The following is a 13,527-nucleotide window of genomic DNA, read 5'->3' as shown; positions in this document are numbered from 1 at the left end:
TTTTTGCTGTCTCCCCGCTTTCTGCCATGCACCACGACCAGTCTGCCCAGGCCGCCCTGCGCGCTGCCTTGCCCAATCCGTCGCCGCGCGCGTTGCTGCACGGCCTGTTTGATACCGCGGTGGCTGCGGTCAGCGCGGCGCAATGCTTGCCGGCATTCCTGCCCGAACCGCCGCGTGGCCGCACCATCGTCATCGGCGCCGGCAAGGGCGCAGCCGCGATGGCAGAGGCGGTGGAGCAGCACTGGAAGGGCGAGCTGTCTGGCCTGGTCGTCACGCGTTACGAACATGGCCGCGCGCCCGGCACACAAGGCCGCATTGAAGTGGTTGAAGCCTCGCACCCCGTGCCCGATGCAGCGGGCCAACACGCTGCGCAACGCATGGTCGGCCTGCTCGAAGGTCTGACAGAAGACGACCTTGTCCTGTGCCTGATCTCGGGCGGTGGCTCGGCCCTGCTGGCTGCACCAGCCGAGGGCCTGACGCTGGCCGACAAGCAGTCCGTCAACCGCGCACTGCTCAAGAGCGGCGCGAGCATCGGCGAGATGAACTGCGTGCGCAAGCACCTGTCGTCGATCAAGGGCGGGCGCCTGGCGCTGGCGTGCGCACCGGCACGCGTCGAGACCCTGCTGATCTCCGATATTCCCGGCGACGATCCAACGCTCATCGCCAGCGGCCCGACGCTGCCCGACGCCACCACCTGCGCAGATGCGCTGGCCGTGATCGACAAATACGGCATTGATGTGCCTGAAGCCGTGCGCCGTCATCTGGATACCGGCGCAGGCGAAACACCCAAACCCGGCGATGCACGTTTCGAAGGCCATCGCAGCCACGTCATCGCGACAGCCCAGCACGCGCTGGAAGCCGCTGCCGCGCAGGCACGCGCGCTCGGCTACGAGGCACACATCCTGTCAGACAGCATTGAAGGCGAAGCGCGCGATGTGGCCGAAGTGCACGCCGGCATCGTGCGGCAGATCGTGGCGCGCAATCAGCCGTTCACCAAGCCGTGCGTGATTCTGTCGGGTGGTGAAACTACGGTGACCGTACGCGGTAATGGGCGCGGCGGGCGCAATGCCGAGTTCCTGCTGGCGCTGGGCGTGGCGTTGGATGGCCTGCCGGGTGTGCATGCGATTGCTTGCGATACCGATGGCATTGATGGGTCTGAAGACAACGCTGGTGCGATCTTGACGCCGGATAGCCTGGCGCGTGCTGAAGCGCTTGGGTTGAAGCCGAAGCAGCTGCTGGACAACAACGATGGGTATGGGTTTTTTGATGCGCTTGGCGATTTGATTGTGACTGGGCCTACGCGGACTAATGTGAATGATTTTCGGGCGATTTTGATTACTGCTTGAGGTTGGGCGAGGGATGGATTGATGTTTGTGGTCCATCCCTTGTTTCATCCCCTGCCGGGGCTGACTCACTTTCTTTGGTCTTGCCCAAAGAAAGTAAGCAAAGAAATGCGCGCCCGAGATGGCGACTTCCCCTTGAATTTATGTCGCAGAGAGGGAGTGCAGGCAACTCGCTTCGCTCAAACAGGCCTGCACTCTTTTTCCTCCCTGCAACAGAAATTCAAGGCGCCATCTAGGGCTCCAACGGCCACACCATCGAAGCGCAACGGCAATAGAAAACAGCAGCACAACGCGAAGCAAAGCGAGCAACACAGCAACACAGCAACACAGCAACAAACAAGAGCTAACTAGGACTGCGCACAGATTGTGTGGCATTTCACTGCCCTAGATGGCGCCTTGAATTTGTGTAAGCGGGCGGAAACAAGACGGGGAACTGTCTGAGCGCAGCGAGTTTTCCCCGTCTCCGCCCTGTTACACAAATTCAAGGAGGGTGTCGCCATCTTGGGCGCGCCTTTCTTTGCTTACTTTCTTTGGCAAGACAAAGAAAGTGAGTCGCCCCCGGCAGGGGGTGAAAGGGAGTGGACCATCAAGGTCCAAACAAACAACCCCACCGGAAACACCAACATGCGCCGCTTCCGCAACACCAAAATCCTAGCCACCCTCGGCCCCGCCAGCAGCGACAAAGACACCATCCGCGCCCTCTTCGACGCTGGCGCAGACGTCTTTCGCCTGAACTTCAGCCACGGCTCGCACGAAGACCACCGCAAACGCTACGACACCGTACGCGCGGTGGAGGCCGAGACCGGTCGCCCGATCGGCATCCTCGCTGACATGCAAGGCCCGAAGCTACGCATCGGCACGTTCGCCGACGGCCGCGTCGTGCTCAAGAACGGCGATCGCTTTGTGCTCGACCGCGATCCGACGCCGGGCGATGTCACGCGCGTGCACCTGCCGCATCCGGAGCTGTACGCCGCTACGGCACCGGGCCAGTCGCTGTTGCTGGACGACGGCAAGATCCGCCTGGCAGTGGAAGCGGCCGACCCGACGGCCATCGTCACACGCGTGGTCGATGGCGGCCCGCTGTCAGACCGCAAGGGCGTGAACGTGCCGGATGCGGTGATCCCCATTCCGGCGCTCACCGAGAAAGATCTGCGCGACCTGGACTTCGCCCTGTCGCTGGGCGTCGACTGGATTGCGTTGTCGTTCGTGCAGCGCGCCGAAGACGTGATCGCCGCGCGCGAGATCATTGGCGACCGCGCCGGCCTGCTCTCCAAGATCGAGAAGCCCGCAGCGCTGCTGCATCTGGAAGACATCGTGCAGGCGTCCGATGCGCTGATGGTGGCGCGCGGCGACCTGGGCGTGGAGCTGCCGCCCGAGCGCGTGCCCGGCGTACAGAAGCGCATCCTGCGTATGGCGCGCCACCACGGCAAGCCGGTGGTCGTGGCCACGCAGATGCTGGAATCGATGATCGAGGCGCCGGTGCCGACGCGTGCCGAAGCCTCCGATGTGGCCAGCGCCGTGTACGACGGCACCGATGCCGTGATGCTGTCGGCCGAGTCGGCCAGCGGCAAGCATCCCGTGGCGGCGGTCAGCATCATGAACCGCATTATTGCCGAGACCGAGCGCGATCCGCTGTACCGCAACCTGATCGACGCGCAACATCAACCGCCGCTGCCCACACGCCAGGACGCCATCTGCGCGGCCCTGCGCGACGTGACGCACATCTTGGGAGCGGTGGCCACCGTCACCTACACGTCCAGCGGCAAGACCAGCCTGCGCGCCGCACGCGAGCGGCCGCTGGCGCCCATCGTGAGCATCACGCCGCGCCTGGATACCGCGCGCCGTCTGGCGATCACGTGGGGTGTGCACAGCACGGTCAGCCCCGATGTGAGCAACGTCGACGAGATGGTGGATGCGGCGTGCCGTGCCGCCGCGCGTGAAGGCTTTGCCGTGTCGGGCGACCAGATCGCCATCACGGCGGGCATGCCGTTCGGCCAGGCTGGTTCGACCAACCTGCTGCGCTTGGCGGAAATCTGGCCGCAGACGCTGGTCAGTGCGCAGACGCAAACCGCTGCGCAGCAGCCCGAACCGGCAACGGTCTGACGTGACTTCGGGTCAGTAAGCGGATCAAACCACTTTGGAGTAGCGCGGGACGAAGGTGACGGGCTTGCCCTCGGCTTCCACCGCGCGCTCCGTCCCCGCCTCGCGCAGGTGCGAATCGAACACCATGGCGATGCGGCGCACGAGCAGCCGCCCTTGCGGCGTGATGACGATACGCTCGTCCCCCACCCTCACCAGCCCGGCCTCCTCCAGCGGCGCCAGCGCCCGCAGCTCGTCCTCAAAGCTGCGCTTGAAGTCCAGCCCGTGGCGCGCACCGAATGCGCGCATGTTCAGTTCAAATCCGCACATCAACTCGCCAATCAGCGCGCGGCGCACGTGGTCGTCCGGCGTGAGCGACATGCCGCGCAGCACGGCAAGTTCGCCCGCATCGATGCGTGCGTAGTACGCGTCGAGATCCTTCTCGTTCTGCGCATACACATCGCCCACGCGGCTGATGGCGGACACGCCAAAGGCCAGCATGTCGCAATCGGCGTGCGTCGAATAGCCCTGGAAATTGCGCTGCAGCCGCCCTTCACGCTGCGCGATGGCGAGTGCATCGTCAGGTCGCGCGAAGTGGTCCATGCCAATGTAGACATAGCCCTCGGCAACGAGGCGCTCCACCGTCATCGCCAGCAAATCGAGTTTTTGGTCGGCGGTCGGCAGGGTCAGCATGTCGATACGGCGCTGCGCCTTGAACAGGTGCGGCAGATGCGCATAGCTATAGACGGACAGCCGATCAGGCGCCATCTCCAGCACGCGATCCAGCGTAGCGTTGAAGGTTTCCGTGCGCTGATACGGCAGGCCGTAGATCAGGTCGAAGCTAATCGATTCGAAGCCCAGCCGGCGCGCAGTGTCGACCACGCGGCGTGTCTCTTCCACGCTTTGGATGCGGTGGACCGCGCGCTGGACGTCGGGATCAAAGTCTTGAATGCCGAGGCTTGCGCGGTTGAAGCCGATCTCGGCCAGGACTTCGAGCGTGGTGTCGTCGGCATGACGTGGGTCAAGTTCGACGGAGATCTCGCCATCGTTGGCCAGATCGAAATGCTCACGCGTGGCGGCCATCACGGCGCGCATTTCGTCGTGCGCAAGGAACGTCGGCGTGCCGCCGCCCCAATGCAACTGCGTCACGCGGCGCAGCGGGCCAATCTGATTGGCCACCATCGCCATCTCGCGCGCGAGGGTTTCAACATAGCGTGCGCTGCGCGCGCGATCCTTGGTGATGACCTTGTTGCAGCCGCAGTAGTAGCAAAGGTTCGCGCAGAACGGCAGGTGCATGTACAGCGACAGCGGCGCATGCAGCGCGGGCGCAATCGCGGCGCGGCGGTGCAAGGCGTCGAGGTAATCGGCGTTACCGAATTTGTTGTGAAAGCGGTCGGCTGTCGGATACGAGGTGTAGCGCGGGCCGTGCGTATCGAAGCGCTGGGCCAGCGCGCGTACCTGCGGAGCCGACCAGCGGAAGGCGGTGTCGTTGGCGGCGGACGGAGGGTCGGCCGGCTTGGCGAACGGAAACATGGGGCGGTTCTAGTGGGGGCGATAGTTCATCCTAAAACCGCGATGTGGGCTCCGCGTTGATGTGTGTCAACGTCGGTCAACGCGTGTTCCAAAGCGTTGTGTGCGGCACGCGGGTCGTCACGGCGGCACAACAGGGCTGGGGGTTGATGGGTGTTTTTTGGGTTTTGGGTTGTCGGTGCATCCCTTGTTTCATCCCCTGCCGGGGCTGACTCACTTTCTTTGTCTTGCCAAAGAAAGTAAGCAAAGAAAGGCGCCATCTAGGGCAGGAAAGTCAAAGGACAAAAGCCGAACCATCTGGGCGCCAACCCAAACGACAAGGCCAACCTCACGATGGGTTGGCCTTTGCCTTTTGACGTTGAGCCCTTGATGGCGCCTTGAATTTTCGTAAGCGGGCGGAAAAAAGAACGGGAACTGTTTGAGCGCAGCGAGTTTTCCCGTTCTCCGCCCGGTTACGCAAATTCAAGGAGTGGGTCGCCATCTCGGGCGCGCCTTTCTTTTGCTTACTTTTCTTTGGCAAGACAAAGAAAAGTAAGTCGGTCCCGGCAGGGAACGAAAGGGGAATAGACCACCAACAAAGAACTCAGGAAACCACCGGCTTCTTAGCCGCCAACAACCCCTTCAACGCCCCCAACCGATCCTTCGGCGACATCGCCGGCATCGTGTCTTCAGGCGTCGGCCCGGCATCCTCCCCAAGCGTCATCTCAGCGATATAGCGCGACGGCTCGCACACCACCGTCTCCCGCGCCCGCTTGCGCTTCTTGCACCAGCTGATATGCAGGCTGCGCTGCGCCCGCGTGATGCCCACATACATCAACCGCCGCTCTTCTTCGATCTTCTCGTCGGTCAGATCATCGTCTTCGCGGCAGTGCGGCAGGATGCCCTCTTCCACGCCCACCAGGAACACGTGCGGATACTCCAGCCCCTTGCTCGCATGCAGCGTTGAAAGACGCACCGCATCCGGGTCCTCTTCCTTGCCTTCGAGCATGCTGATCAGCGCGATGGTCTGCGTGAGCTCCAGCAGGTTTTTACCGGCGTCCATCAGGCCATCCGCGTTGTCGAAACCGGTGGCCTCTTCGTCGTCATCCTTCTCGGGCTTGGTGCCCTTGCGCTTGAGCCAGTCGAGGAACTCCAGCACGTTGGTCCATTTGTTCTGGGCCTGGCGCTCGTCGTAGGTGTCGTACAGGTAGGCCTCGTAGTGGATGCCTTCCATCATCTCGTCGAGCAGCGTGGCGGCGGGCTCCTTGGCGGCGCGGTCCGAGAGCCGCACGATGAATTCGCAGAACACCCGCAGCGGCTCCAGCTGGCGTGGTGCGAGCTGCGCTTCGATGCCGCCCATCATTGCCGCCTCGAACAGCGACACCTTGGCCTGCCCCGCGAACGAACCCAGCACCTCCAGCGTCGCATTGCCCACACCGCGCTTGGGCGTGGTGATGGCGCGGATGAACGCGGGGTCATCATCCGCATTGGCAATCAGCCGCAGATAGGCGCACAGATCCTTGATCTCGGCCTTGTCGAAAAAGCTCTGCCCGCCCGAGAGCACATACGGAATGCGCTCGCGCCGCAGGATCTGCTCGAACAGCCGCGCCTGGAAGTTGCCGCGATACAGGATCGCGTAATCCCGAAACTGCGCGCGGCGCTCGAACTTGTGGGCGGACAGCTTAAAGACAACGCTCTCGGCTTCGTGCTCCTCGTCATTGGCGCTGGTCACGTTGATCGCGTCGCCCATGCCGTGCTCGCTCCACAACGTCTTCTCGAACAGCTTCGGGTTCTGCGCGATGACCGCGTTGGCGGCATTCAAAATGCGCACCGTGGAGCGGTAGTTCTGCTCCAGCTTGATGACTTTGAGGTTCGGAAAATCCGTCTGCAGCAGCTTGAGGTTGTCGAGCGTGGCGCCGCGCCAGCCGTAGATCGCCTGATCGTCGTCGCCCACCGCCGTGAAGGCCGGCGCACGCAAGTGTGAGCCACCCGCCAGCAGCTTCAGTAGCTGGTACTGGCAGGCGTTGGTGTCCTGGTATTCGTCGACGAGGAAGTAGCGCAGGCGGTTCTGCCACTTCAGGCGCACCTCTTCATTGCGCGCGAACAGCTCGGCGGGAATGCGGATCAGATCGTCGAAATCCACCGCCTGATACGCGTGCAGCGTCGCAACGTAATTGCGATAGACGAGCGCCGCCTGGTGGTCATCGACGTTGTTGTTGGCGAGCGCCTCGGCAATCGCGGTGTCCGGGTCGACGAGACCGTTCTTCCACAGCGAGATCGTGCTCTGCACGCGGCGGATCAACTGCTTGTCGGTGGTCGCCAGCTGCTCCTGGATCATGCCGAAGCAATCATCTGAATCCATGATCGAGAAGCGCGGCTTGAGGCCCACGTGCTCGGCTTCGGCCCGCAGAATCTGCACACCGAGCGAGTGGAACGTACACACCGTCAACTGCTTGATGGGAATGCGCTTGCCGTCTTCGCGGGTCTTGCCGTCCATCAGCTTGGCCACGCGTTCCTGCATTTCCTTGGCCGCCTTGTTGGTGAACGTGACCGCGGCGATGTGCTTTGGCTCGAAGCCCTTGTCCAGAATCAGGTGCGCGATCTTCTGCGTGATCACGCGCGTCTTGCCCGAGCCCGCCCCGGCCAGCACGAGGCACGGGCCGTCGAGGTAGTGCACACCTTCGGATTGGGCAGCATTGAGCCCGTGGGCAAGACCGGAAGACATGGGAAGAGGCAGAAGAAAAAGCAGGCGGGAACGTACAGCGGAGGGCGATGGTAGCACGGCGCCTTTGCATCGATTGAGCCTGCGAGAAGCCACCTGCGTCGAGCCTGACGGAGGTGCGCCAAGCCGCACTGCATGCGTTTGCGCCCCCCCCTTTTTCGCACGGGCGTTACACCGCTTACGCGCCGTTACACGAACCGCGTAAGCGGCCATGCGCGGCACCTCGTTATGGACAGGACAGCGGCTGAATCGGTCGGCCGCCCACCGGAGAATCCACCATGAACCGCATCGTCAAAGCCCTGGCCGTTACCGCCGTCGCCCTGTCTGCCACCACCGGCGCCTTCGCCCAGACGCAGTGGCAAAAAGACCACCCGCGCCGCGCCGAGGTCAACCACCGCCTCGCCAACCAGAACAAGCGCATCCACAACGAAGTGAAGGAAGGCGAGATCACCAAGGGCCAAGCTCGCCAGATGCACCGGGAAGACCACCAGATTCGCCAGGAAGAGCGCGACATGGCTGCGCAGAACGGCGGGCACATCACCAAGCAGGAACAGCGCACCCTGAACCAGCAGGAAAACCAGGTCAGCCGCCAGATCGGCAAGTAAGTCAAAGCAAGACCAGCCAACACCCGCACTCCGGCCACACCCCTGGAGCTTGGCGACCTCGTCAGCTCCCGAGGGTGTGGCCGTTGTCTTTAGTCTTTGGCCTTTAGCCTTTGACGTACCGGCCCTAGATGGCGCCTTTCTTTGCTTACTTTCTTTGGCAAGACAAAGAAAGTGAGTCAGCCCCGGCAGGGGATGAAACAGGGGACGCACCGAAAGCGTAAAAACCAGCCCTCCTCTCAAAAGCCGCCAAGTCCACCCCAATTGACAATCCCATCCCCCTTCCGTAAATTCCGCCCATCCATCCGGGAGAGCGTGCCCGCCGTATACGGCAAGGCGCCGCCGAAGGGGTAGCACCCGAAAACTCTCAGGCATCCAGGACCGGGCGGATCGGCGGACATGCGTCCGACCGCACTCTGGAGAGCTGGCGCCGCACGACCACTGCGGGCGCCCACCGAAGGGGCTCACGAACGGCGCGCACCGCTATGCGCCCCGCTTCGCAATCTCTCAGGTACCAAGGACAGAGGGGCCATCTGCGCAGCTTGTTGATCTTCATGGCGTCACCATGAGGGATCAGGCTGCGCGGGTGGCCTTTTTGCTTTTCTGGTTCCCGATCCATGCGCCGCGCCCAAGCCACGGCGGCGCGCTCAGCCGAGAGATTCCATGACGCTCCAACACACGCCGCTCAATGCCATCCACCGCTCGCTGGGCGCCCGCATGGTCGACTTTGGCGGCTGGGACATGCCCGTCAACTACGGCTCCCAGATCGAAGAGCACCACGCCGTGCGCCAAGACGCAGGCGTCTTCGATGTCTCGCACATGTGCGTGGTCGACCTCACCGGCGCGCGCGTGCGTGATTTCCTGCGCGGGCTGCTCGCCAACAACGTCGACAAGCTGCAGACGCCCGGCAAGGCGCTCTACAGCTGCATGCTGAACCCCAAGGGCGGCGTGATCGACGATCTGATCGTCTACTTCTTCCGCGAAGACTGGTTCCGCCTGGTTGTCAACGCCGGTACCGCGCCGACGGACCTGGAGTGGATCGTCGCGCAGAACGCCGCCGCCAGCACCGACGTGACGATCACGCCGCGCCGCTCCGACAACAACGCTGGCGCTGAGCCGCTGGGCATCCTCGCCGTGCAAGGCCCGAATGCGCGTGCCAAGACTTACACGGCGCTGCCCGGCACGCAGGCCGTGGGCGAGGCGCTCAAGCCGTTCAACGCCGGCTTCGTCACCGTGGAAAACGTGGGCGAAATCATGGTGGCCCGTACCGGCTACACCGGTGAAGACGGTTTCGAACTGGTCGTGCCGGCCGCGCAGATCGCTGGCGTGTGGGAGCGCCTGCTGCAGGCAGGTGTGCGCCCGGCAGGCCTGGGCGCGCGCGACACGCTGCGCCTGGAAGCCGGCATGAACCTCTACGGCCAGGACATGGACGAGCACGTTTCGCCGCTCGACGCCGGCCTCGCCTGGACGGTCGATCTGCAAAGCGAACGCGACTTCACCGGCAAGGCCGCGCTGCAAGCCGGCGGCCAGCGCGAACAGTTCGTCGGCCTGATCCTGCGCGACAAGGGCGGCGTGCTGCGCGCCCACCAGAAGGTCATCACCACCGCCGGTGACGGCGAGATCACCAGCGGCACGTTCAGCCCGAGCCTGTCGCTCTCCATCGCACTGGCGCGCCTGCCCAAGGACGTGGCCATCGGCACCGACGTACAGGTCGAAATTCGCGACCGCAAGTTGACCGCGACTGTGGTTAAACTGCCGTTCGTGCGCAATGGCAAGGCGCTGGTCAGCTGAACACCGAATCTGCATTCCCCAATACCCATCTTCCGGAGAAACCTTTCATGAGCAACGTCCCCGCCGATCTGAAGTACACCGAACACGACGAGTGGATCCGCGTTGAAGCCGACGGCACGCTGACCATCGGCATCACCGACTTCGCGCAGGACGCACTGGGCGACATCGTCTTCCTGGAACTGCCGGAAGCCGGTCGCGCCGTCGCCAAGGACGAGGCGATTGCCGTGGTCGAGTCGGTCAAGGCCGCCTCCGACATCTACGCCCCCGTGTCGGGCGAGATCATCGCCAACAACGCCGACGCCGCCGGCGCGCCGGAATCCGTGAACGCTGGCGCCTACGAGGCCTGGCTGTTCAAGATCAAGCCGACCAACGCCGACGACGTGAACGCCCTGATGTCGGCCGCTGACTACGAAGCCAAGATCGGCTAAGCCGATCCTCCGGCCGATGCGCGCGCCCTGACCTGCGCTGCGCATCGGCCATTGCCTGCATCGCCTGAATTTCGAGCCCTTGCCATGAACGCTCCGCACCCCGCTTCCTCGGCGCTTGCTGCCGAACGCCCCACTTTGGCTGACCTGGAGGCGCACGACGCCTTCGCGCAGCGCCACATCGGCCCGTCTGCCGACGAGCAGACCGCCATGCTCGGTACGCTCGGCTACGCCAGCCGCGCCGCGCTGATCGACGCCGTGATCCCGCCGGCCATCCGCCGCCAGGACGGCATGCCGCTGGGTGAATTCACGCAGCCGCTGACTGAGGAAGCAGCGCTGGCCAAGCTGCGCGGCATCGCCGGGCAGAACCGCGTGGTCAAGAGCCTGATCGGCCAGGGCTATTACGGCACGCACACGCCGGGTGTCATCCTGCGCAACATCCTCGAAAACCCCGCCTGGTACACGGCCTACACGCCGTATCAGCCGGAAATCTCGCAGGGCCGCCTGGAAGCGATGCTGAATTTCCAGCAGATGGTGATCGACCTCACGGCCATGGACATCGCCAATGCGTCGATGCTGGACGAAGCGACCGCCGCTGCTGAAGCCATGACGCTGCTGCAGCGCATTGGCAAATCGAAGTCGACGGTGTTCTTTGTGGCGGACGACGTTCTTCCGCAAACGCTGGAAGTCGTGCGCACGCGCGCCGAGCCGATCGGCGTGCAAGTGGTGACAGGCCCGGCAGCCGACGCCGCCAAGCACGACGCGTTCGGCGTGCTGCTGCAATACCCGGGCGCCAACGGTGCGTTGCTGGGCGATCTGGCGACGTACCAGGCGCTGACCGATGCCGTGCACGCTGCCGGCGGTTTGGTCGTTGCGGCTGCAGACCTGCTGGCGCTCACGCTGCTGGCCGCGCCGGGCGAATGGGGTGCCGACGTCGTGATCGGCAACACGCAGCGCTTTGGCGTGCCGTTTGGTTTCGGCGGCCCGCACGCTGGCTACATGGCCGTGCGCGATGCGTTCAAGCGCTCGATGCCCGGTCGCCTGGTCGGCGTGACGATCGACGCGCAAGGCAATTCGGCCTACCGCCTCGCACTGCAGACGCGCGAGCAGCACATCCGCCGCGAGAAGGCCACCTCGAACATCTGTACCGCCCAGGTGCTGCTGGGCGTGATGGCCTCGATGTACGCCGTCTACCACGGCCCGCAGGGCCTGAAGCGCATCGCCCAGCGCGTGCACCGCCTGACCGCCACGCTGGCGGCCGGCCTGCGCGCGATCGGCTACACGCTGGAAGCCGACGCCTTTTTCGACACGCTGACCGTCGCCACCGGCGCGCGCACTGCCAACCTGCACATCGCGGCACAGGCGCACGGCATCAACCTGCGCCAGATCGACGATGCACGCCTGGGTATCTCGCTGGACGAGACGGTCACGCGCGCGGATATCGTTGCGCTGTGGGAAGTCTTCGCGCACGCCGCACACGCTGCCGCCCCTGACTTCGACCAGACCGAGGCGGGCGTTGCCGATGCGTATCCCGCCTCGCTCGTGCGCCAGAGCGCGTACCTGACGCACCCGGTGTTCAACGCGCACCATTCCGAGCACGAAATGCTGCGCTACCTGCGCAGCCTGGCCGACAAGGATCTTGCGCTCGACCGCACGATGATCCCGCTGGGCTCGTGCACGATGAAGCTCAACGCCACCGCAGAAATGCTGCCGGTGACGTGGCCCGAGTTCTCGAACATCCACCCGTTCGCGCCGGCCGACCAGACCGTCGGCTACCGCGAGATGATCGATCAGCTCGAGCAGATGCTGTGCGCCGCCACCGGCTATGCCGCCGTCAGCCTGCAGCCGAATGCCGGCTCGCAAGGTGAATACGCTGGCCTGCTGATCATCCACGCCTACCACGCCAGCCGTGGCGAAGCGCACCGCAACGTGTGCCTGATTCCGTCATCGGCGCACGGTACGAACCCTGCATCGGCACAGATGGCCGGCATGCAGGTTGTTGTCGTGGCGTGCGATGAGCGCGGCAACGTCGATCTGGCTGATCTGGAGAAGAAGGCGGCCGAGCACAGCAAGAACCTGGCGGCGATCATGATCACCTACCCGTCCACGCACGGCGTGTTCGAGGAAGGCGTGAAGCGCGTCTGCGAGATCGTGCACAGCCACGGCGGCCAGGTCTACGTGGACGGCGCCAACATGAACGCCATGGTCGGCACCGCCGCACCGGGCCACTTCGGCGGCGACGTCTCGCACCTGAACCTGCACAAGACGTTCTGCATTCCGCACGGCGGCGGCGGCCCGGGCGTCGGTCCGGTGGCCGTGGGCGCGCATCTTGCACCGTTCCTCCCGGGGCGCTCGGCTTCGGGTGAAGACGCGAGCCAGAACATCGGCAACGTGTCGGCGGCTGCGTTCGGCTCGGCGTCGATCCTGCCGATTTCCTGGATGTACATCGCGATGATGGGCGCAGCGGGCCTGACCGCCGCTACCGAGACGGCCATCCTGTCGGCCAACTACGTGGCCAAGCGGCTCGCTCCGTATTACCCGGTTCTGTACACGGGCGCGCACGGCCTGGTGGCCCACGAGTGCATTCTCGACATCCGTCCGCTGCAGAAGGAATCGGGCATCAGCAACGAAGACATCGCCAAGCGCCTGATGGACTTCGGCTTCCACGCACCGACGATGAGCTTCCCGGTGCCCGGCACGCTGATGATCGAGCCGACCGAAAGCGAGCCGAAGGTGGAACTCGACCGCTTCATCGACGCGATGATCGCCATCCGTGGCGAAGTCGACAAGGTGATCTCGGGCGAATTCGACCGCGAAGACAACCCGCTGAAGCACGCACCGCACACCGCAGCTGTGGTGATGGCCGATAACTGGCAACACAAGTACACGCGGGAGCAGGCCGCCTACCCGGTGGCGTCGCTGCGCAAGCAAAAGTACTGGCCGCCGGTCGGCCGCGCCGACAACGTCTACGGCGACCGCAACCTGTTCTGCGCCTGCGTACCGATGAGCGAGTACGCGCAAGACTAAAGCCGGCGACCCCAGGCGCGATTGTCATC

Annotated in this window: 8 protein-coding genes and 2 riboswitches; of the genes, 6 read left to right on the top strand and 2 right to left on the bottom strand. The window is 64.2% G+C overall.

What is annotated here, in order from left to right:
• Window positions 1–26: 26 nt before the first annotated feature.
• Complete coding sequence (locus ACEN9T_RS08840) at window positions 27–1,346, top strand: glycerate kinase (protein ID WP_413707549.1); 1,320 nt, start codon at window positions 27–29, stop codon at window positions 1,344–1,346.
• A 621-nt stretch (window positions 1,347–1,967) separates the two neighbouring features.
• The gene (gene pyk / locus ACEN9T_RS08835; RefSeq protein ID WP_092976704.1) at window positions 1,968–3,446 is read left to right on the top strand and encodes a pyruvate kinase; all 1,479 of its coding nucleotides are present in this window, start codon (window positions 1,968–1,970) and stop codon (window positions 3,444–3,446) included.
• A gap of 24 nt (window positions 3,447–3,470) precedes the next feature.
• On the opposite strand, the gene hemN is transcribed toward pyk, so the two are convergent.
• Together hemN and ACEN9T_RS08825 are read right to left on the bottom strand one after the other, a co-directional pair.
• Entirely contained in the window at window positions 3,471–4,955 is a 1,485-nt protein-coding gene (hemN, locus tag ACEN9T_RS08830) for an oxygen-independent coproporphyrinogen III oxidase (protein WP_413707548.1), read from the bottom strand.
• A 580-nt stretch (window positions 4,956–5,535) separates the two neighbouring features.
• On the bottom strand, window positions 5,536–7,656 hold the full coding sequence (locus ACEN9T_RS08825; protein WP_413707547.1) for a UvrD-helicase domain-containing protein: 2,121 nt from the start codon (window positions 7,654–7,656) through the stop codon (window positions 5,536–5,538).
• 275 nt (window positions 7,657–7,931) lie between these two features.
• On the opposite strand from ACEN9T_RS08825, the gene ACEN9T_RS08820 reads away from it, so the two are divergent.
• The 4 genes from ACEN9T_RS08820 (at window position 7,932) to gcvP (ending at window position 13,498) form a co-directional block, all read left to right on the top strand.
• A complete protein-coding gene (locus ACEN9T_RS08820) occupies window positions 7,932–8,258 on the top strand; it encodes a hypothetical protein (protein ID WP_252692323.1) in 327 nt (108 codons plus the stop codon).
• 293 nt (window positions 8,259–8,551) lie between these two features.
• Window positions 8,552–8,649, top strand: a riboswitch (glycine riboswitch).
• 12 nt (window positions 8,650–8,661) lie between these two features.
• Window positions 8,662–8,789, top strand: a riboswitch (glycine riboswitch).
• 129 nt (window positions 8,790–8,918) lie between these two features.
• Window positions 8,919–10,046: a glycine cleavage system aminomethyltransferase GcvT gene (gene gcvT / locus ACEN9T_RS08815; protein WP_092976693.1), complete on the top strand. Its 1,128-nt coding sequence runs from the start codon at window positions 8,919–8,921 to the stop codon at window positions 10,044–10,046.
• 47 nt (window positions 10,047–10,093) lie between these two features.
• The gene (gene gcvH, locus ACEN9T_RS08810; protein ID WP_092976690.1) at window positions 10,094–10,474 is read left to right on the top strand and encodes a glycine cleavage system protein GcvH; all 381 of its coding nucleotides are present in this window, start codon (window positions 10,094–10,096) and stop codon (window positions 10,472–10,474) included.
• 84 nt (window positions 10,475–10,558) lie between these two features.
• Window positions 10,559–13,498, top strand: coding sequence for an aminomethyl-transferring glycine dehydrogenase (gcvP, locus tag ACEN9T_RS08805; RefSeq protein WP_413707546.1), 2,940 nt, complete (start codon window positions 10,559–10,561; stop codon window positions 13,496–13,498).
• Window positions 13,499–13,527 lie beyond the last annotated feature (29 nt).

The sequence above is a fragment of the Ralstonia sp. Ralssp110 genome, from assembly GCF_047325135.1.
Taxonomy (GTDB): Bacteria; Pseudomonadota; Gammaproteobacteria; order Burkholderiales; family Burkholderiaceae; genus Ralstonia; species Ralstonia mojiangensis.
The sequence above is the reverse complement of the archived record's forward strand: the minus strand, read 5'-3'. Positions and strand labels throughout refer to the sequence as shown.

Excerpts from the sequence above, each read along its gene's own strand:
- hemN (WP_413707548.1), bottom strand. The coding sequence starts at position 4,955 with ATGTTTCCGTTCGCCAAGCCGGCCGACCCTCCGTCCGCCGCCAACGAC.
- ACEN9T_RS08840 (WP_413707549.1), top strand. The coding sequence starts at position 27 with ATGCACCACGACCAGTCTGCCCAGGCCGCCCTGCGCGCTGCCTTGCCC.
- pyk (WP_092976704.1), top strand. The coding sequence starts at position 1,968 with ATGCGCCGCTTCCGCAACACCAAAATCCTAGCCACCCTCGGCCCCGCC.
- gcvP (WP_413707546.1), top strand. The coding sequence starts at position 10,559 with ATGAACGCTCCGCACCCCGCTTCCTCGGCGCTTGCTGCCGAACGCCCC.
- gcvH (WP_092976690.1), top strand. The coding sequence starts at position 10,094 with ATGAGCAACGTCCCCGCCGATCTGAAGTACACCGAACACGACGAGTGG.
- ACEN9T_RS08820 (WP_252692323.1), top strand. The coding sequence starts at position 7,932 with ATGAACCGCATCGTCAAAGCCCTGGCCGTTACCGCCGTCGCCCTGTCT.
- gcvT (WP_092976693.1), top strand. The coding sequence starts at position 8,919 with ATGACGCTCCAACACACGCCGCTCAATGCCATCCACCGCTCGCTGGGC.
- ACEN9T_RS08825 (WP_413707547.1), bottom strand. The coding sequence starts at position 7,656 with ATGTCTTCCGGTCTTGCCCACGGGCTCAATGCTGCCCAATCCGAAGGT.